Genomic DNA, 18,514 nt, shown 5'->3' with positions numbered 1-18,514 from the left:
AAAAGTCCAGGGCATTGACCCCATGCTTGCACAAGCTGGGCCACATCAAAGAAGACAGCGGGAAAACGAAAAAACTCCGTACTCCGGTCGCGTTCAGACGATCAGAATACAGAGTTTAGACACTCGGCTTCAGATTGAAACCGAGAGGAGGCGATATTTACTAAAGCCTTACGCGGCAGCGAACAATTGTTCGTTGATCAGTACGTTAGCGTCGCTCAGGGACTTGCTGCGCACTTCATCACCATAGGCCAGGCCTTCGGCCCGCACGATTTCGATGTTGGTGATGCCGAGGAAGCCGAACAGCAGTTTCAAGTAGCCTTCATGGGCAGCGCCCGACGCTTGACCGGCATGCAGGCCGCCGGCAGTGGAAACGATGATGACTTTCTTGTTGCCGCACAGGCCTTCCGGACCGGCTTCGGTGTAACGGAAAGTCTGACCAGCGACCGCGATACGGTCGATCCAGGCTTTCAGTTGGGTCGGGATAGTGAAGTTGTACATCGGCGCACCGACCACAATGGCGTCGGCAGCGAGGAATTCAGCCAGGGACGAAGCGCTCAGTTCAGCTTCGTGTTTTTGCGCAGCGTCGCGCAGTTCAGCGGCCGTGCCCAACGCACCCAGGGTGGCGCCGGAGAAGTGGTTGATGGCGTCGCTGGCCAGGTCGCGGTAAGTCACTTCCACACTCGGCTCAGCCGCTTGCCAGGCTTTAACTACACCAGCGCTGAGCTGACGGGAAGCCGAGTTGTCGCCGAGGATGCTGGAATCGATATGCAACAGTTTCATGATGGATCTCCGAGGTGGGATCGACTAGGGCGATCAGATGGCGGTGATGCTACGCATGAAACGAATAGTCGATAAGCCGCCTGTAATGCGATAGTTTGTCCCACTGACAGGACAATAGGCTCACCATGCAAGACCTCAACGACCTCTATTATTTTGCCAAAGTCGTCGAAGCCGGCGGTTTCGCAGCCGCCGGTCGGCTGCTGGGCATCCCCAAGTCACGGTTGTCGCGGCGCATTGCCGAGCTCGAAGAGCGCCTGGGCGCACGCCTGCTACAACGCACCACGCGCCAGTTGACCCTCACCGCCGTCGGCGAACGCTACCTGCGCCACTGCCAAGCGATGCTGCTGGAAGCCGAGATGGCCGATGAGGCCGTGGCCAGCATGTCCAGCGAACCCCGTGGACGTCTGCGGGTGACGTGCCCGGTGGGGCTGGCACAGAACATGATGCCGGACGTGGTGGCCGGGTTTCTGGCAGCACATCCTCAGGTGCAGTTGGAAATGACCCTGGTCAACCGCCGAGTCGACCTCGTGGCCGAAGGCATCGATGTGGCGCTGCGAGTGCGTGAGCAAGGCGATGAAGACGCGCTGCTGGTCACCAAGCGCCTGCGCCCGGCCCAGACCGTCCTGGTTGCCAGCCCGAACTTCATGCATGGCCGATCTATCAGCACCCTTGATGACCTCAAGCAGCTGCCGATACTCGGTGCATTGGAGGCGGACCGGATGGTGCACCAGCGCATCCTCGATCCCCAGGGCAACCCCCACGACCTGATCATGGAAGCACGCCTGGGCGTTGATGACTTCAACGTGCGCAAGGCCAGCGCCATCATGGGCCTGGGCTTTACCGTGCTGCCAATGATGTACTGCGAGGAAGAATTGGCCAACGGCCACTTGGTGCAACTGCTGCCGGAATGGTCACTGCCCGGCGGTTGGTTGCAGGCCGTCTACCCACACCGGCGTGGTGTGCTGCCGGCCATTCGTGCCTGGATCGATTACCTGGAAGAAGGCTTTAAAAGCTGCGGAGACCGCCTGCTATGAAGATGACCGAAGCGCAAGTCGCCACCTTTTGCCTGAGCCTGCCCGGCGCGCGGGAGGACTACAAATGGGGCGGCGTGCGAGTGTTCTCGATTGCCGGCAACAAGATGTTCGCCCTGCAAAACCTGCGCGGCGACTCGTTGGCGTTCAAGGTCGACAAGGAACTGTTTCTCGGCCACGTGGACCGCCCCGGTATCCACCCCGCGCCATACCTGGCGCGTGCGCAGTGGATCATCATGAACACGCCCTACCCGCTGGGCGCCGAGGAACTGCGTGGCTTGTTGCAGCGCTCCCACCAACTGGTGGTGAGCAAGCTACCCAAGCGCACGCAGATTGGTTTGTTGCTAGAGGACTGACAATAACGTGCCGCCAAGGAACAACTGGTCCAACCAGAACACTTGGTGCAACAGCACAATCACCCAGAACAGCACCTGGAAAGACACCTTGCGCGTCTTGTGCCGGAACACCTGCTGAGCAATCAACGCCCCGGGCCAACCGCCGGCCAACTCAACGGCGTGCAGGATGTTTTCCGGGGTGCGCCAGCTGTCGGTGCGCGCCTTGCGTTTATCACTCCAGTACAGGAAAAACGCGATCACGCTGACCACGCCATAGGCCACCAGCGGGATCACGGTTTCGCCGCGCTGCCACACCAGCACCGACCCCAACAGCGGCGCGGCGCACAGCAGCACAAAGATCGCCGCCTTCAAGCGCGGGTGCTGGATGATCATGCCGTTGCCGCCGCCCAGTCGATCCAACCGAACTGCCAAGTCGCCAGGATCAGTAGGCCAAACCCGATGCGGTACCAGGCAAACGCCGCGTAGCTATGGCTGGCGATGAACTTGAGCAGGCCCTTGACCGCGATCATCGCGAAGATGAACGAGGTGATAAACCCAATGGCAAAGACCGGCAGGTCCGCTGGCTGGAACAGGTCGCGGTACTTGTAGCCCGAGTACACCGCAGCACCGACCATGGTCGGCATGGCGAGGAAGAACGAGAACTCGGTAGCGGTCTTACGCGACAGGCCGAACAGCAGGCCGCCGATGATGGTCGAGCCGGAGCGCGAAGTGCCCGGGATCATCGCCAGGCACTGGGCAAAGCCTACCTTGAGTGCATCTTTCCAGGTGATGTCGTCGACGGTCTCGGCATGCACTTCATGCTCGCGGCGCTCGGCCCACAGCATGATGACGCCGCCCACCACCAGCGCTGTGGCGACAGTGATCGGGTTGAACAGGTAGTGGTGAATCAAGTCGGCGAAAATCACCCCAAGGACCACGGCCGGCAGGAACGCAATCAGCAGGTTGATCGTGAAACGCTGCGCATTGCGCTGGGTTGGCAAGCCGGTGACAACGTCGAGAATCTTGCGCCGAAACTCCCAGACCACCGCCAAAATGGCGCCGAGCTGAATAATGATGTTGAAGGCCATCGCACGTTCACCGCCGAAATCGAGCAAGTCGGCAACGATGATCTGGTGGCCGGTACTGGAGATCGGCAGGAACTCCGTCAACCCCTCCACTACGCCGAGAATCAATGCCTGAATGGCGGTCCAAAAATCCATGCTTCCCCCAAAGGTCATGCGCTATGGCACGCCTTGTTAGTCTTTTTTAATGGTTCACTGACGACGAGCGCGCTGAAGGCCCAGTGTTGATGATGATCAACACCAGTCTGCAAAAATTCTGTGAAAATCAGGCAGTACTCAGGTTTTTCGATTACGGGCCGAAAGCCTATCAGACAAGGCGTAAAAGTCGATGCGACGCCCACAATTATAAAAAGCCCGGAGTGACAGGACGATGAACAGTTTGCGCAATATGTCGATCAGCCGACGCCTATGGCTGATCCTGATAGTCGCCGTGCTGATGCTGCTGGCCCTGGGTTTGCTGATGCTCAAGCAGATCCATGACGACCTTTACCAAGCCAAACGCCAACAGACCCAACACGTGGTCCAGACCGCCAGCGGGATCTTGACGTTCTATCACGGCCTGGAAGCCACCGGTGTGATGACCCGTGACGCCGCCCAGAAACAAGCCCTGAGCGCGGTGCGGGGGTTGCGTTACGACCATGACGACTATTTCTGGATCAACGACCTCACGCCCGTGATGATCATGCACCCGGCCAACCCCAAGCTCGATGGCCAGAACCTTTCGGCTATCCGCGATCCCGATGGGTTTGCCGTGTTCAACGAGTTCGTCAGCCTGGCAAAAGCCAAGGGCGCCGGGATCGTCAACTATCGCTGGCCCAAGCCCGGCGCACAGGCCCCCGTGGCCAAGACTTCCTATATCCAGCTGTTCGAACCCTGGGGCTGGATTATCGGCTCCGGCGTCTATGTGGACGACGTGCAGGCCGAGTTCAGCGGCCAAGTGTGGAAAGCCTCCATGATCGGCCTGGGCATTGCGCTGGTGATGGGTCTGCTGGTGTCGCTGATTGCGCGCAGCATCGTGCGCCCGTTGCAGGCGGCGGTGAATGCCATGGGCAATATCGCCAGCGGTGAAAGCGACCTGACCCGCAGCCTTGACACCCACGGCCGTGACGAAATCACCCAACTGTCCCAGCACTTCAACAGTTTCACCGCCAAGCTGCGTCAGGTGGTAAGCCAGTTGCAGGTGTGCGCGAACGCCTTGGGTCAGTCCTCTACCGACCTGGGCAACAACGCCAGCTCGGCCCATGACCGCAGCCAGCAGCAATCGCAGCAGATGGAACTGGTGGCCACTGCCATCAACGAAGTCACCTACGGCGTGCAGGACGTGGCCAAGAACGCGGAACATGCCGCAAGCGAAATGCGCGATGCCCAGGCCCAGGCGCACCAAGGCCAGGTCAATATCGACAGCAGCCTGCAACAGATCGACCAACTCTCCAGCACCATCAGCCAGGCGGTGGAAGTGATCCGCACGCTGTCCAGCGAAAGCACCCAGATCGGTGGCGTGCTGGAAGTGATCCGCTCCATCGCCGACCAAACCAACCTGCTGGCCCTGAACGCTGCCATCGAAGCGGCTCGCGCCGGGGAGCAAGGCCGAGGGTTTGCGGTGGTGGCCGACGAAGTGCGCCTGCTCGCCCAACGCACGCAAAAGTCCACCGCCGAAATCCAGGTGATGATCGAGCGCCTGCAAGGACACTCGGAAGCGGCGGTCAAGGTGATCAGCGACAGCCACAGCGCCTCCCAACTGACCATTGAGCAGGCAGGTCAGGCCGGTGCCAGCCTCACTGCGATTGGGCAAGCATTGCACAACCTCAACGGCCTGAACGCGTCCATCGCCAGTGCCACCCTGCAACAGGCCCATGTGGTGGAAGACATCAACCAGAACGTCACCCAGGCGGCGGGCTTGTCCCACAGCACGGCACTGGCAGCGGAACAGTCCAGTGTGGCCAGCGCGCATTTGCGCGGGTTGAGCGAGCAGCTCGACGGCCTCTTGCGCCAGTTCAAGGTCTAACACTGCTCCAAATGTAGGGGGGGCTTGCCCCCGATGGCGATATATCAGTCTGCATAGGTGCAACTGACCTTTCGCTATCGGGGGCAAGCCCCCTCCTACATTTGCCCTACTGTGTTTTGAAGATTGCTGGCCTGTGGTTACAATCCCCGCCCTCTCCCACTCCCCCAAGGAACCGCCATGTCCGGGCTTGAATTGTTCGCCGCTGCCCTGGGGGTGATCGCTGTCTGGCTGACGGTCAAGCAAAACCCATGGTGCTGGCCCATCGGGCTGGTGATGGTGTTGCTGTACACCTGGGTGTTCTACGACGTGAAACTCTATTCCGACATGCTGCTGCAGGTGGTCTACGCCGCGCTGCAAGTCTATGGCTGGTGGCAGTGGACCCGCGCGGGCGAGGTCAAGCAAGGCCGCCAGGTCACGAGCCTGGGGGTGCCGGCAATCATGACCAGCCTCGCGATCGGTGCGGTGGGCAGCCTGCTGCTCGGTGCCGCCATGGCCCACTGGACCGATGCTGCGCAACCCTGGCTCGACGCGGCCCTCACCGGCTTCAGCCTGGTGGCGCAAATGTGGATGGCGCAGAAACGCGTGCAATGCTGGCCGTTGTGGATTGCCGTGGATGTGATCTTCGTCGGGCTGTTCCTCTATAAAGGCCTGTACCTCACCGCCGGGCTCTATGCCTTGTTCACCGTGATCGCCGTGCAGGGCTGGCGTGAATGGCGCGCCGATCCGGCGTTGCGCACATGAAAGTAGTGGTTTTGGCGGGGCCCGAATCCAGCGGCAAAAGCTGGCTCGCAGCGCAGTTACACGCGCACTTTGGTGGGTTGATGGTCGGCGAGTATGTGCGCTATTTCATTGATCACCATCAGCGCGATACCTGCCTGGCGGATATCCCGGCCATCGCCCACGGCCAACTGGCCTGGGAAGACGCGGCCCGCGCCGAACAACCTCGCCTGCTGGTTCTCGACACTCATCTGCTCACCAACAAGCTGTGGAGCCAGACCCTGTTCGGCGACTACCCGGCGTGGCTCGACGATGAGTTGTTGGCACGTCATTACGACCTGCACCTGTTGCTCTCCCCCGAAGATGTGGAGTGGACGGCCGATGGCCAACGCTGCCAGCCGGAACTGGAGGATCGTCGCGCGTTTTTCCAGCAAAGCCTGGACTGGATGCATCAGCATCAACAGCCGGTGGTGGTGATTCGCGGGAATTGGGAGGAACGCTGCAAAGCCGCGTTTGCTGCGGTAAAACAGCTGTTGCAGTGAGCGAGCTTGTCGAATCGTCGCATCGCGCGAACCGGGTGGCGAAGCCGCCCAAAAACAAACACCGCGATCTGCCTGGCAGACCGCGGTGTTTGTTTTTGGGAACCGAGACGTTTAGTAGCCCAGGGAAAGCCCAGTATTACGACGCGGGTCGTTAGCCCCGTAGAAGCGATTGTTACCCACCGGCTTGCCACCCAGGGAAGGCGCGCCTACCAGGATCGCCGCCAAGTGGTTGGCATCCTGCGGCCCTGCAAACTTATGGCCCCAGCTTTCCAGAAGCTTCTGGGTATCCGGGCTGACCGCAAAGGTCTCAAGGTTGGTGGTTTCCGGCATCCACTGCTGGTGGAAACGCGGCGCATCCACGGCTTCCTGGATGTTCATCTTGTAGTCGATCACGTTCAAAATGGTCAGCAGGGTCGCGGTGATGATGCGGCTGCCACCCGGCGTGCCCACCACCATGACGGCCTTGCCATCCTTGGTCACGATGGTTGGGCTCATCGACGACAACGGCGCCTTGCCCGGGGCGATGGCATTGGCTTCACCCTGCACCAGCCCGTACATGTTCGGCACGCCGACCTTGACGGTGAAGTCGTCCATTTCATCGTTGAGAATCACCCCGGTCTTGCTCGCCATCACGCCCGCGCCGAACCAGTCGTTGAGGGTGTAAGTGACGGACACCGCATTGCCCCATTTGTCGACGATGGAGTAGTGGGTGGTGTTATTGCCTTCATGGGGCGAGACCCCCGGTTTGATCGCCTGGGAATCACCGGCCTTTTGCGGCTCGATAGCATCACGCAGCTTGGCGGCGTAGTTTTTATCCAGCAGATGCTCGATCGGGTTCTTCACGAAATCCGGGTCGCCGAGGTAGCTGTTGCGGTCCACATAGGCGTGGCGCATGGCTTCGATCTGGTAGTGCAGGCCTTGGGCCGAGTGATAGCCCAGGTCGGCCATCGGGTAGCCTTCGAGGATATTCATGATCTGGCAGATCACTACACCGCCCGAGCTCGGCGGCGGCGCGGAAACGACGTGGTAACCCCGGTAGTCGCACTCGATGGGCGCCAGTTCGCGGGTCTTGTACTTGTCGAGGTCGGCCTGGGTGATGATGCCTTTGCCTGCCTGGCTGGAATCTACCAGGGCCTTGGCGACCCAACCTTTATAGAAACCGTCCGAACCTTTGGCGGAGATTTCCTTCAGGGTCTTGGCCAGGTCTTTCTGCACCAGTTTCTGTCCGACCTGCATCGGCTGGCCGTTGTGCAGGAAGATGGCGCGCAGGTCCTTGTCTTTTTCGAACTCGCCGGTTGCGGTGTGCAGCAGGTCGATGTCGCCTTGTTCCAGGGCGAAACCGTTTTCTGCCAGCTTGATCGCCGGGGCAATCACCTGGGCGCGCTTGAGGGTGCCGTACTTGCTCAAGGCCAGTTCCATACCCGACACGGTCCCCGGCACGCCTACAGCCAGGTGACCCTTGGCGCTGAGGCCTTCGATGACGTTGCCGTCCTTGTCCAGGTACATATTGGCGGTAGCCGCCAGCGGGGCTTTTTCGCGGAAGTCGAGGAAGGTCTTGCGCCCGTCCGCCAGTTGCACGGTCATGAAACCGCCGCCGCCCAGGTTGCCCGCCGCCGGGTACACCACCGCCAGCGCATAGCCTACGGCAACGGCCGCATCCACCGCGTTGCCCCCGGCCTTGAGCACATCCACGCCCACATGAGTTGCCAAATGCTGAGCCGTCACCACCATGCCATTTTCACCGGCCACCGGAGCTTGGGAAGCAGCTTGTACACCACTGACCGTCAACACCAGGGCAGTGGCAATCAAGGTACGGCTGAAGGGTTGGTATTTCATCCATGGCTACTCGGGTTGTTGAGATGCACCAAAATAGCTCGTCGGCAATTTAATCCCCAGCGCAATGGCGTTTTTATTACAGAACTTGTCGGTCATAGAACGGACCGAAAAAAGCCAATCTTTAGCTGACCCACTGCAATCGTGGGACAAGCTCCCCTCCCACACTTTTTTAACCGCGTTTAATCAGTGAGCGCCGGGGTTGGCTCGCAGAGTTGCGGTGGTGCACACCAATATCCGCTACCATCCCGGCCACTTCGTCGAGGGCGGGATCTAGGTCAAGAAGGCCTCGGTGATGAAAGACATGGTCGAAGGCAACCCATTGGCAGCGTTCTGCGCCGAGGTGTTGCCTCTGGCGCATGAAGCGGTGATTACCAAGCAGTACGCCAGCGCGCAGCTCGCGCCTACAACAACTGCCGACTGTATAAAAACCATAAGTCACCGCCAGGAGACACCCAATGCCCAGTGCGAATCCAGTGCCCGCGAACACAGTCGCCGACCCGGTCAACACGCTTTACCACAAGATCACTTGGAAGCTGATTCCCTTCCTGTGCTTCTGTTATCTGGCCGCGTACCTGGACCGAATCAACATCGGCTTCGCCAAGCTGCAGATGCTCGACCAACTGCACTTCAGCGAAACCGCGTTCGGCCTCGGCGCTGGCCTGTTCTTTGTCGGCTACATCATCTTTGAAGTGCCGAGCAACCTGGTGCTGGAGCGGGTCGGCGCGAAGATCTGGATCGCACGCATCATGATCACCTGGGGTCTACTCTCGGCCTGCACCATGCTGGTTACGTCCACGCCCCAGTTCTACATCCTGCGTTTTTTGCTCGGCGCCGCCGAAGCCGGGTTCCTGCCGGGCGTGCTGTACTACCTGACCACCTGGTTTCCCACCCATCGACGCGGGCGCATCATTGCGCTGTTCATGATCGGTCTGCCGCTGTCCAGCGTGATCGGCGGCCCGCTGTCCGGCTGGATCATGGGCCACTTCGACCACGTGGGTGGCCTGCGCGGCTGGCAGTGGCTGTTCCTGATCGAAGCGGTACCCAGCGTGTTGCTCGGCGTGCTGACCTTCTGGGCACTGCCCAACACCTACCAACAAGCCAAATGGCTGTCGGATGAAGAAAAAGCCCTGCTGGAAAGCGAACTGCGCAAGGACGACGCCGATGGCGCCGGCAGCAAGCACAGCTTCCGTGACGGCTTCTTCAACCTCAAAGTGTGGATGCTCGGCGGTATCGACTTCTCGATCCTGCTCAGCGCCTATGCCATGGGTTTCTGGATGCCGACCTTTATTCGCAACGCCGGGGTCACCGACACCTTCCATATCGGCGTGCTCACCGCACTGCCGAGCGTGGCCGCGCTGCTGGGCATGCTCTTGATCGGCGCCAGCTCCGACAAACACCGCGAACGCCGTTGGCACATCATCGTGCCGTTTTTCATCGGCGCAGCGGCGATGGCCGCCAGCACGTTCTTCACCCATAACGTCGCGGCCACCGTCGCCCTGTTCGCGGTTGCCTCGGCCACAATCATCGGCGCAGTGCCGGTGTTCTTCAGCCTACCGGCGACCTTTCTCAAAGGCACTGCGGCAGCCACCGGCTTTGCCCTGGCGTGCTCGTTGGCGAATATCGCAGGCCTGGTGAGTAACTCGTTGATGGGGGTGGCAATCGACGTGACCGGCAGCAGCGCGGGCGCCTTGTGGTTCTTTGCCGGCTGCCTGATTCTCAGCAGTTTCCTGGTCATCGCCTTGCCGGCGAAACGGGTGAATCGTTGATAACACGGTCGCGTAATGACTAGCAGAAAGGCGCAACGCTGGGCACGCAAAACGCTAAAGCGGTGTTGAGATAGATCGACAGTGATTTCGGGCTGGCTGCCCTCACATGGATCACGCGGCCAGTATCGTTAAAACCAGTGAAATAAAATGCATTTTAAACCGTAGGAACAACCCGAACTCTCGGACCACACAGGGAAGACTTCGCCTGTCAGAAGCCTCCCTACTTCTTATCCGAGAGATCAGTTTTCATGACATCTACTTCCGCCATCGTCGATCACACCTCCCGCGCCCAAGCACCTTTGCTGCATTCGCAAGCTGTGCAGCCTATTCAGCGTTTGCAGCAAGCGCGCCCTGAAAATCAGAGCCCCCTAAGGCAGGAAAAATCGGAGGAACACGCCAACCTGGACGACCGAAAATCATTGCTGGATGCCTTGGGCAAAACCCTGAACAGCGCCTCCACTGATATGCCGGATCTTGATCTGACCCGCTTTGCAGTCTCGCCACACTCTTCGCTGGGTCGCGAACTTAAACTCATCAACCCGGCGCACGTCAGCTTGAACTGGTTTATCAAACACCAAGGCTGGATAGCCCCAACAAACAAAGAAGCGCTGCAGAATCTTTACGACGCAATCACCTACGCGCCCCCTCCACAACCCGCTCACCGGGACTACTGGGGAATGTTGTCGCGCGAGGTGCCCCTGACACTGGAGCAGCGTCAACGAATCAATGAGATTGTCGAGGGCTGGCTGGACAAAACCAAGGGAGGACTCATCGAGAACCTGGTGGGGCTTGCGACGACAGATGCACACACGCTTGACTCGTTATCCAAAATGACCGGCGTTCAAACCAGGATTGGGAGTACCACCCAAACCACGAAAACCTTCGGGCCCTACACCCAAACCGAAACATGCACCGAGTCCCCCCTATACGCCCAGACTTATCCCGCCTGGATAATGGGCACTAGTCGGTCGTGCTCAAAGAAAATCACCGCTGAGCCACGCTACGCGTTGTATCGACTGCTGTTGGAGCCCAAAGCCATTGAGCTAGGCAAAAAGCTGGAGGCCGAACTCGGCGTCTTGCCCACAGTGACAAGTGCCGCTGAACTGGTCCTTAGCGCACTGGTGTTATCCGTGATGCCTCAGCTCCCCACCACACGCAACTTGATTGGCAATGATTTTGCCCTTGATGCGCCTGATCATTTACGCAAGTCACCAGAAGCCATCGTCGAAGCACTGGACCTCTACCTGCTGCGCACCCATCAACATCTGAAGGCCGATAACGTCCGCACAGTCAGCTACTTGATGCTGTCCCGTATCGCCCCACAGTTTCTAGTCAAAGACCTGCCTGACTCGTTGCTGTATGGAACCCATCAGTGGGCCACATTCAGCGCCGCTGTCTCACGCATCGAGCACTCCGCGCCTGGCACAAGCGCCACCATGAATTATCAACAAGTGATGAACTATGACGCGACGACACCGATCACGGAGCAGGACAAGGCCTTCGCCACCATTGCTCTAAGAGACGCCTTAGTGGACTGGGCGATTACCAACGGTCGACTCGACAAGCGCGCCGATAACAACTATTCAGAGTCCGAGATACAGCAGGCACACCAGGATTTTCAACATCAGCCCTCATCTCTGGTCCGAGCGGGCCAACAACTGGCCACCCCCCTCCCAAACCGCGAACAGATTGCCCTGAATGACCTTAAACGGGTCTTTGGCAATCAAATCGATTTTACCCGCAAAGTGCTGCAAGCCACGCCGGACAATCTGGAGTCCGACAAGAACCATTTCTACAGCCTGCTGGACGTGCATATGTCGGGAAAACTCCAGGCAGGTATGTGGCGATCAATCAGTTCCGACTTTTCCATGGCCCCCATCGAGAAGGAACTCCATCGGCTTCATAGCATTGAGTGGCTGTTCACCCAGACATTCAACAACTACTACACAGACCTGCTGCAGGGCCACACCGCGGTGGTCCGAAACCTGCTCTCGCAGCTTCCAGAGGAACATCGAAGCAGCCTGCAATGGGGCGAGCAGAAATTTTATGCGTTGAGAAAAGCCGTTACCTCGCACTATGCCCACCTCATCCCCAAGGCCGAAAAAGAAGCCAGCAAAGGTCGACAAGGGTTCATCATTCGCTCCGAACACCAGTCAAAAGTCACCTACTATGAAGTCTTCCCACAGCAAGGGAAAATCCAGATCCGCACCGATCTTCCAGCAGAGTGGCCTGAAGGTATCAACACCAGGGCCGTGGGTAACGTGGAGAACAATATCCGGCAACCGTTTGATTGGGAGGCTTACAACAGTGGGACTCCGCCTCGCGAGAATGAATTTTCTGAGGTGGTGATCGAGCACATACCAACGCCGGATAAGTGGCAACGTGGCGCCAGCGACAAGACACCCGACCTCTCCTTCCTCGGCGGAAAAAGTTTTGATCTGGCCAGGACAGCCGCGTCCAAACATCTGGCCTACGATGAGGAAACCCTGCGTCAACAGGCTAGTGGCGAAAGTGCCGTCGAATTAACAGAGCGCTATGAGAAGGCCGGAGCGGCAGCGGTGCTGAGCTTGGTACCGTTTGCAAATACGTTGAAGCACGCGATCAATGGTGAAATAGCAGAAGCCTTCACCGGTTTTATTATCGACGGCGTATCGACCGCCATACCTGTTTCGCAACCACTTCGTGCATTCGCCCACAGCATCAAGTCCAGCAAAACCCTGTTTAACATGCTGAGAAAAGCCAGACACTCTACAGATGATCTGGTCGGGTTGCTGGGCAGCGCAGGCAAGACAGCGAAACCCTTTTATTCCACCATTCCGTCGTTTGGCGGCTTGCGACCGACAAGCAATGGCCTGGTCCAGAGCTTGGGTGTCAGCACGGCGGTCAGGATCGGAAGAACCGAGGGGGTGGACGCCGCCGGTGGTGGTGCACGTACCCTGGCCAAAATCATCGACGAGAAGTGGTACCCCGTGGACGCAGCCTCCGGCAAGGCTTACGGCACCCCCATCGAAGGCTTTGCACCGGAGGGTGGCATTGGCTTTTTTGAGCGACCCGCTTCGCCACAACGCGATCCGGATGCGCTGGCACAATATGAAGCCAACGTCATCAACGCTAAGTACTCGGAACCAACCAGCTTCCCGGAAGGTTTCAAACATCTGAGCCCCGATACGGTTCCTGGCTACAAGCCGTCCATGGGGGTACAGGAAATCGAGGACCTTATTGCAACGTCCAACTTTTCAACAGAGCAAATCGGCAGTCTTGTGCGCCAGCGAGAAAGACTTTTGTTGGCCCATACTCAACGCAGCGCACAGATATTCCAGCGTGAAGTCACCGCCGCCGGTGGAACCACCCGAGGCATGCCGCAAACGTATTACCTGAGCCAGACCAGCCCTGACATTGCCGGTGAATGTGCGGCCCTTTCCACCGCCATGGGCCTGGCGCTGCTCGAAGGCAATGAAGACACGCTGCTCGACAACCTGGTATTTGCCATGGCAAACCCGGAAGCTGAAAACTCAGCCAAATTCATCAGAAACCTTTCAAGCCTGCAGTCCACCGTCGGCAACGAGTTGGGATTTCATAGCAGTGCCGTGGGTAACCCGATTTCTTATAAGTCGGTCATTAAAGAATTGAGCGAAGCCACTTCCTCAAAGACGCTGATGATCAGCAGCACTAACCATGGAATGCTTGCGGGCGTGAAGGTCGACCCCACCGGCACCACCCCGAAGAGCTGGTTTTTTTACGACCCCAACTACGGCAAAGCGATATTCCCCACACAAGAATCAATGGCCAAGGGCCTGGAAAAGACCCTTAGCAACGGCATCACCGGCAAAAACCTCGATGCATTTGGTACGTTCCTGACCGGAAAAAAATACAAAGTCAGTGCCTTTGATGCCGACGTGGTTGCCAGCAAATTCAATATCGATCGTGTCAGGGGATTAACCCAACCTATCTAATAAAACCCCGTCTATTTGCGCACGGCCAGGCAAAACGCTTTCAACACCCTAGCCGTCGCGCAGGGCATATGACTTGATTGGGAGAACCACGGCCTTTGGGCCCGGCCTCCATACAATTATTCAATTAATGGCGCTAGAATCAGCGCCATTCTTGCACCCGCCCCCCTGACACGAGCCCCTCCATGAGCTTTGATTTCGACACGATCCACCCTCGCCTCGGCACCGGCAGCACCAAGTGGAACCGCTACCCGGCCGACGTGCTGCCAATGTGGATCGCCGACATGGACATCGCAGCGCCGCCCGCCGTGCTGCAAGCCCTGCACGAGCGCCTGGACCAGCAGATCCTCGGCTACAGCGTGGCCGGCCCGGATGTGCGTGAAGCCATCGTGGCCGACCTGTGGGCAAAGTACGCCTGGCGCGTGCAGCCCGAAGAGTTGCTGTTTTTGCCCGGCGTCGAACCCGGTTTCAATATGGCGCTGCATGCCTTTGTAAAACCGGACCAGCCGGTGGTACTGCAAACCCCAAACTATCGTCCGATTCGCCTGGCGCCAGGCAACTGGAACCTACCGCGCATCGAAGTGCCGTTCCAATCGACCGACGGTGAATACATCACCCCAATGCCCGCCATGCGCGAAGCACTGACCGGCGCCGGCGCCTTGCTGTTGAGCAACCCGCACAACCCCATCGGCAAGGTCTTCCCCCGCGAAGAGCTGCTGGCATTGGCCACTGCCTGTCTGGAAAACGATGCGCTGATCATCAGCGACGAAATCCACGCAGAACTGTGCTTCGACGGTCGTCGCCACATCCCCACCGCGAGCCTCAGCCCGGAGATTGCACAGCGCACCATCACGCTGATGTCGGCGAGCAAGGCCTACAACGTGGCCGGCTTGAAGACCTGCTTTGCCGTGATCCAGAACGCCGAGATCCGCGAGCGCTTCAACCAGGCCCGCTGCGGCATGGTCGACAGCGTCAGCCCCCTGGGCCTGGAAGCCACCCGCGCGGCCTACAGCCAGTGCGGCCAATGGCTGGAAGCATTGAAGCAGTACCTGCAAGCGAACCGCGATTACCTGCTCGACGCCGTGCAAACGCGCTTGCCGGGCGTGGTGATGCATGCGCCGCAAGGCACCTTCCTTGCTTGGCTCGACTGCAGCGCCCTGGGCTTGGATGACCCGCAGCAGTTTTTCCTGGAACAGGCCAAGGTCGGGTTGAGTGCGGGTATCGAATTCGGGGATGACAGCCAGCAGTTCGTACGCCTGAACTTCGGTTGCCCGAGGGCGATGCTGGAAGAGGGTCTGCAGCGCATGGAGCGCAGTTTGCGCAACCGCTGAAGCGCGCAAAAAATGGCCCCCGCTGCAAAGGCGGGGGCTGGCGTTTACAACTTGGCGATAGACACTTCAGTGGACTTCACGAAGGCAATCACTTCGCTGCCCACTTTCAATTCCAGGTCACGCACCGAACGGGTGGTGATGACGGACGTCACGATGCCGGACGCGGTTTGCACGTCGATTTCCGACACCACTTCGCCCAGCAGAATCTCTTTGATCACGCCCTTGAATTGGTTGCGCACGTTGATCGCTTTAATGGTCATGTCGGGTTTCCTTTTGGCTGTTGGGTCAATCCGCACGAATGCGCAGGCCCTCAAAGTGCGCTATCCGAGAGAACATTAAAAGGAATATATAACTCTTTATTTATTCCATAAAAGCATATGAAAACTGTTGCCCAGGAAACATCGGTTCAACAATTTGCCACCTCCTGCAACAACCACACATGCCCCTGACCCTGTAAATCCGGGCTCCTGCCCGATGGCACAGAGACTGCATATTCCTGTAAAGCATGATTGAACGCACCCAATCAGTTTTCTGAATATAAGAAAAACCTTCTCTCAACGCCTTGTCCGGAGCTGTTCCATGAAACCCTTCACCCAACGTCTACTCGGCGCCTGCGCCCTCGCCCTATGCCTGCAACCGCAGGTATTCGCGGCCGAAACCGACCCCGCCGAAGTCAACCTCGACTACGCCTACTACTCGCCGGTCAGCCTGGTGCTCAAGCACTTCGGCTGGCTGGAACAGGCCCTGCCCCACAGCAAGGTCAGCTGGGTACTGAGCCAAGGCAGCAACCGGTCCCTGGAATACCTCAACAGCGGCGGCGTGGATTTCGCGTCGTCCGCCAGCTTGTCCGCCGTACTGAGCCGGGCCAACGGCAGCCCGATCAAATCGGTGTATGTCTACAGCCGCGCGGAATGGACCGCACTGGTGGTGCGCAAGGACTCGCCACTCAACAGCGTCAACGACCTCAAGGGCAAGAAAATCGCCGCCACCAAAGGCACCGACCCTTACCTGTTCACCCTGCGTAGTCTGCAACAGGCCGGGCTGAAAAAAGACGACGTCGAGTTGGTGCACCTGCAACACCCGGACGGCCGCACCGCTCTGGAAAAGGGTGACGTGGACGCCTGGGCCGGTCTCGACCCACACATGGCCGCCAGTCAAATCCAGGCCGGTTCGCGCCTGCTTTACCGCAACAAGGACTTCAACAGCTATGGCGTGGTGAGCGTCACCGAGAAGTTCGCCAAGACGCACCCACAGACCATCACCAAGGTGTTGGGCGCTTATGAAAAAGCGCGTGACTGGGCAGTGAAGCACCCGGATGAATTCGCCAAGTTGCTGGCCGACGAATCCGGGCTGCCATTGGAAGTGGCCAAGCTGCAATTGTCGCGCACTGACCTGAGCACGCCGTTGTTGAGCGCCAAGGATGTGCAGTCTTCCAAGGCGGCGGCGCCGATTCTGGTGTCCGAGGAATTGGTGCGCCGTGGGGTGAATGTGGACCAGGTGATCGATCAACTGATCGACCCTTCGTTTGGCCAAACCCTGCCGCAGCAGTAAGGGGCGTTTGATGAGCAGCAAAAGCCAAGCATTGCCCCTGCCGGTACCCGTGGTCAGCCAGCGCAGCGCCTGGCCACGGCGGTTAAAAGGCCTGGTCTTGCCGGTGCTGATCCTGTTGATCCTGGAAGTGGTCGTACGGGTGGGCTGGCTGCCTTCCTACCAGATGCCTGCACCCAGCGAGATCGCCGTGACCCTCACCGACCTGGCCGAAGGCGTGTTGTGGAAACACATCAGCGCCAGCCTCGCACGGGTGCTGCTGGGCTTTGCCATCGGCGCTAGCCTGGCCCTGGTGTTCGCCGCCTGGGTCGGTTTGAGCCGTGAAGCCGAAGCCTACCTGGAGCCGACCTTTGCCGGCCTGCGTTCGATCCCGAGCCTGGCCTGGGTACCCCTGTTGCTGCTGTGGCTGGGCATCGATGAAACCTCCAAGGTTGTGCTGATTGCCATTGGCGCGTTTTTCCCGGTGTACCTCAATGGCGTCGCGGCGATTCGCGACATCGACCGCAAGCTGGTGGAAGTCGGGCAAATGTACGGTTTCAGTCGCCGCCGCCTGGTGCGGCGCGTCCTGCTGCCCGCCGCCCTGCCCGGCCTGTTCACTGGACTGCGCAGTGGTTTGAGCCTGGCGTGGATGTTCCTCGTGGCGGCCGAGCTGATAGCGGCGACTAAAGGTTTGGGTTACCTGCTCAGCGATGGGCGGGAAACCTCGCGACCCGACATTGTGCTGGCCGCCATTATCGTGTTGGCGCTGCTGGGCAAGGTCAGCGACGGCCTGCTCGCGGCGCTGGAGAAACGCTGCCTCGCCTGGCGCGACACCTTCACTGGCCAAGGAGCGCAACAATGAGTGCGCCGTCGTTATTGGACATCCATGTGGTGCGTAAAAGCTTCGCCAGCACCACCGTATTGAAAGACGTGCGCCTGGCCTTGCAGCCTCGCGAAGCGGTCAGCCTGCTGGGCCCCAGCGGCTGTGGCAAAAGTACCTTGCTGCGGATCGTCGCCGGTTTGGAAACGGACTTCCAGGGCGAACTGCGCAGCCCCGACGGCCAAGTGGCCTTTGTGTTCCAGGAACCGCGGCTGATGCCATGGCTCACGGTAGAACAGAACATCGGCTTCAGTGATGACAACCACTACGACAAAGCCTGGGTCTCACAGTTGATCGAGGAAGTCGGCCTTAAGGGCTTCGCCCAGGCGCTGCCCAAAGCGTTGTCAGGTGGGATGGCGCAGCGGGTGGCGATCGCTCGCGGCCTGTATTCACGCCCCCAGGTGTTGTTGCTGGATGAGCCGTTCAGCGCGGTGGATGCCTTCACCCGCATGAAACTGCAGGACTTGCTGCTGCAACTGGCGGCGCATCACGCCATCGCTTTATTACTGGTGACCCATGATGTGGACGAGGCGCTGTACCTGAGTGACCGGGTGCTGGTGATGGACAACCGGCCCAGCAGCATTCGCCAGGAACTGGCGGTCGACTTGCCGCATCCGAGGGATCGGCGTGACCCGCTGCTGGCGCAGATCAAGGCGCTGGCCTTGACCGAGTTGCAGCGGGCCCATGTGATCTGAGGACTACTCGTAACCCGAGACGAGCGAGCCTTTCATG

16 protein-coding genes and 1 pseudogene are annotated in these 18,514 nt (G+C 59.2%); 12 read left to right on the top strand and 5 right to left on the bottom strand.

Going from position 1 to position 18,514, the window contains the following annotated elements; genetic code table 11:
- Positions 1–168 precede the first annotated feature (168 nt).
- Complete coding sequence (locus BW43_RS02480; RefSeq protein ID WP_032891140.1) at positions 169–780, bottom strand: FMN-dependent NADH-azoreductase; 612 nt, start codon at positions 778–780, stop codon at positions 169–171.
- 125 nt (positions 781–905) lie between these two features.
- Here BW43_RS02480 and BW43_RS02485 point away from each other — a divergent pair, with 125 nt between their 5' ends.
- Together BW43_RS02485 and BW43_RS02490 are read left to right on the top strand one after the other, a co-directional pair.
- Positions 906–1,814, top strand: a complete 909-nt coding sequence (locus BW43_RS02485) for a LysR substrate-binding domain-containing protein (protein ID WP_032891139.1) — start codon at positions 906–908, stop codon at positions 1,812–1,814.
- On the top strand, positions 1,811–2,167 hold the full coding sequence (locus tag BW43_RS02490) for an MmcQ/YjbR family DNA-binding protein (protein WP_012723994.1): 357 nt from the start codon (positions 1,811–1,813) through the stop codon (positions 2,165–2,167). Before BW43_RS02485 ends, BW43_RS02490 begins: the two co-directional genes overlap by 4 nt.
- Here the strand turns inward: BW43_RS02490 and BW43_RS02495 are convergent.
- Both BW43_RS02495 and BW43_RS02500 read right to left on the bottom strand, forming a co-directional pair.
- On the bottom strand, positions 2,156–2,539 hold the full coding sequence (locus tag BW43_RS02495) for a DUF1294 domain-containing protein (RefSeq protein ID WP_032891498.1): 384 nt from the start codon (positions 2,537–2,539) through the stop codon (positions 2,156–2,158). The genes BW43_RS02490 and BW43_RS02495 overlap by 12 nt on opposite strands.
- Entirely contained in the window at positions 2,536–3,366 is an 831-nt protein-coding gene (locus BW43_RS02500; protein WP_032891138.1) for an undecaprenyl-diphosphate phosphatase, read from the bottom strand. The genes BW43_RS02495 and BW43_RS02500 overlap by 4 nt, the downstream gene beginning before the upstream one ends.
- Before the next feature lie 232 nt (positions 3,367–3,598).
- On the opposite strand from BW43_RS02500, the gene BW43_RS02505 reads away from it, so the two are divergent.
- The 3 genes from BW43_RS02505 to BW43_RS02515 all read left to right on the top strand — a co-directional run bounded on the left by BW43_RS02505 (position 3,599) and on the right by BW43_RS02515 (position 6,492).
- Complete coding sequence (locus BW43_RS02505; RefSeq protein WP_032891137.1) at positions 3,599–5,233, top strand: methyl-accepting chemotaxis protein; 1,635 nt, start codon at positions 3,599–3,601, stop codon at positions 5,231–5,233.
- Between the two features lie 177 nt (positions 5,234–5,410).
- Positions 5,411–5,974 carry a nicotinamide riboside transporter PnuC gene (gene pnuC, locus BW43_RS02510; protein WP_032891136.1) on the top strand — a complete coding sequence of 188 codons (564 nt, stop codon included), beginning with the start codon at positions 5,411–5,413 and terminating at the stop codon, positions 5,972–5,974.
- A complete protein-coding gene (locus tag BW43_RS02515; protein ID WP_032891135.1) occupies positions 5,971–6,492 on the top strand; it encodes an AAA family ATPase in 522 nt (173 codons plus the stop codon). Before pnuC ends, BW43_RS02515 begins: the two co-directional genes overlap by 4 nt.
- A 111-nt stretch (positions 6,493–6,603) precedes the next feature.
- Here BW43_RS02515 and ggt read toward each other — a convergent pair whose 3' ends face one another.
- The gene (ggt, locus tag BW43_RS02520; RefSeq protein WP_032891134.1) at positions 6,604–8,328 is read right to left on the bottom strand and encodes a gamma-glutamyltransferase; all 1,725 of its coding nucleotides are present in this window, start codon (positions 8,326–8,328) and stop codon (positions 6,604–6,606) included.
- A gap of 217 nt (positions 8,329–8,545) precedes the next feature.
- Between ggt and BW43_RS29140 the strand changes: the two are divergent.
- From BW43_RS29140 to BW43_RS02535, 4 genes and pseudogenes are all read left to right on the top strand, one after another.
- Positions 8,546–8,761: pseudogene (locus BW43_RS29140) on the top strand (isochorismatase); the annotation flags it as partial.
- Positions 8,762–8,783: 22 nt separating this feature from the next.
- Complete coding sequence (locus BW43_RS02525) at positions 8,784–10,094, top strand: MFS transporter (protein ID WP_032891133.1); 1,311 nt, start codon at positions 8,784–8,786, stop codon at positions 10,092–10,094.
- A 248-nt stretch (positions 10,095–10,342) separates the two neighbouring features.
- Positions 10,343–14,047, top strand: coding sequence for a hypothetical protein (locus tag BW43_RS02530; RefSeq protein ID WP_032891132.1), 3,705 nt, complete (start codon positions 10,343–10,345; stop codon positions 14,045–14,047).
- A gap of 182 nt (positions 14,048–14,229) precedes the next feature.
- Complete coding sequence (locus tag BW43_RS02535) at positions 14,230–15,375, top strand: MalY/PatB family protein (RefSeq protein WP_032891130.1); 1,146 nt, start codon at positions 14,230–14,232, stop codon at positions 15,373–15,375.
- 44 nt (positions 15,376–15,419) lie between these two features.
- Here BW43_RS02535 and BW43_RS02540 read toward each other — a convergent pair whose 3' ends face one another.
- On the bottom strand, positions 15,420–15,635 hold the full coding sequence (locus BW43_RS02540) for a molybdopterin-binding protein (protein ID WP_003173733.1): 216 nt from the start codon (positions 15,633–15,635) through the stop codon (positions 15,420–15,422).
- 319 nt (positions 15,636–15,954) lie between these two features.
- Between BW43_RS02540 and BW43_RS02545 the strand changes: the two genes are divergently transcribed.
- Genes BW43_RS02545 through BW43_RS02555 form a run of 3 tightly spaced genes read left to right on the top strand, consistent with a single transcriptional unit; the run spans position 15,955 to position 18,477 of the window.
- A complete protein-coding gene (locus tag BW43_RS02545; RefSeq protein WP_032891129.1) occupies positions 15,955–16,926 on the top strand; it encodes an aliphatic sulfonate ABC transporter substrate-binding protein in 972 nt (323 codons plus the stop codon).
- A 10-nt stretch (positions 16,927–16,936) separates the two neighbouring features.
- Complete coding sequence (locus tag BW43_RS02550; RefSeq protein ID WP_032891128.1) at positions 16,937–17,764, top strand: ABC transporter permease; 828 nt, start codon at positions 16,937–16,939, stop codon at positions 17,762–17,764.
- Complete coding sequence (locus BW43_RS02555; RefSeq protein WP_032891127.1) at positions 17,761–18,477, top strand: ABC transporter ATP-binding protein; 717 nt, start codon at positions 17,761–17,763, stop codon at positions 18,475–18,477. Before BW43_RS02550 ends, BW43_RS02555 begins: the two co-directional genes overlap by 4 nt.
- Positions 18,478–18,514: the final 37 nt, after the last annotated feature.

Origin of the sequence: Pseudomonas sp. RIT357 (genome assembly GCF_000632245.1) — a bacterium.
Taxonomy (GTDB): domain Bacteria; phylum Pseudomonadota; class Gammaproteobacteria; order Pseudomonadales; family Pseudomonadaceae; genus Aquipseudomonas; species Aquipseudomonas sivasensis.
The sequence above is the reverse complement of the archived record's forward strand: the minus strand, read 5'-3'. Positions and strand labels throughout refer to the sequence as shown.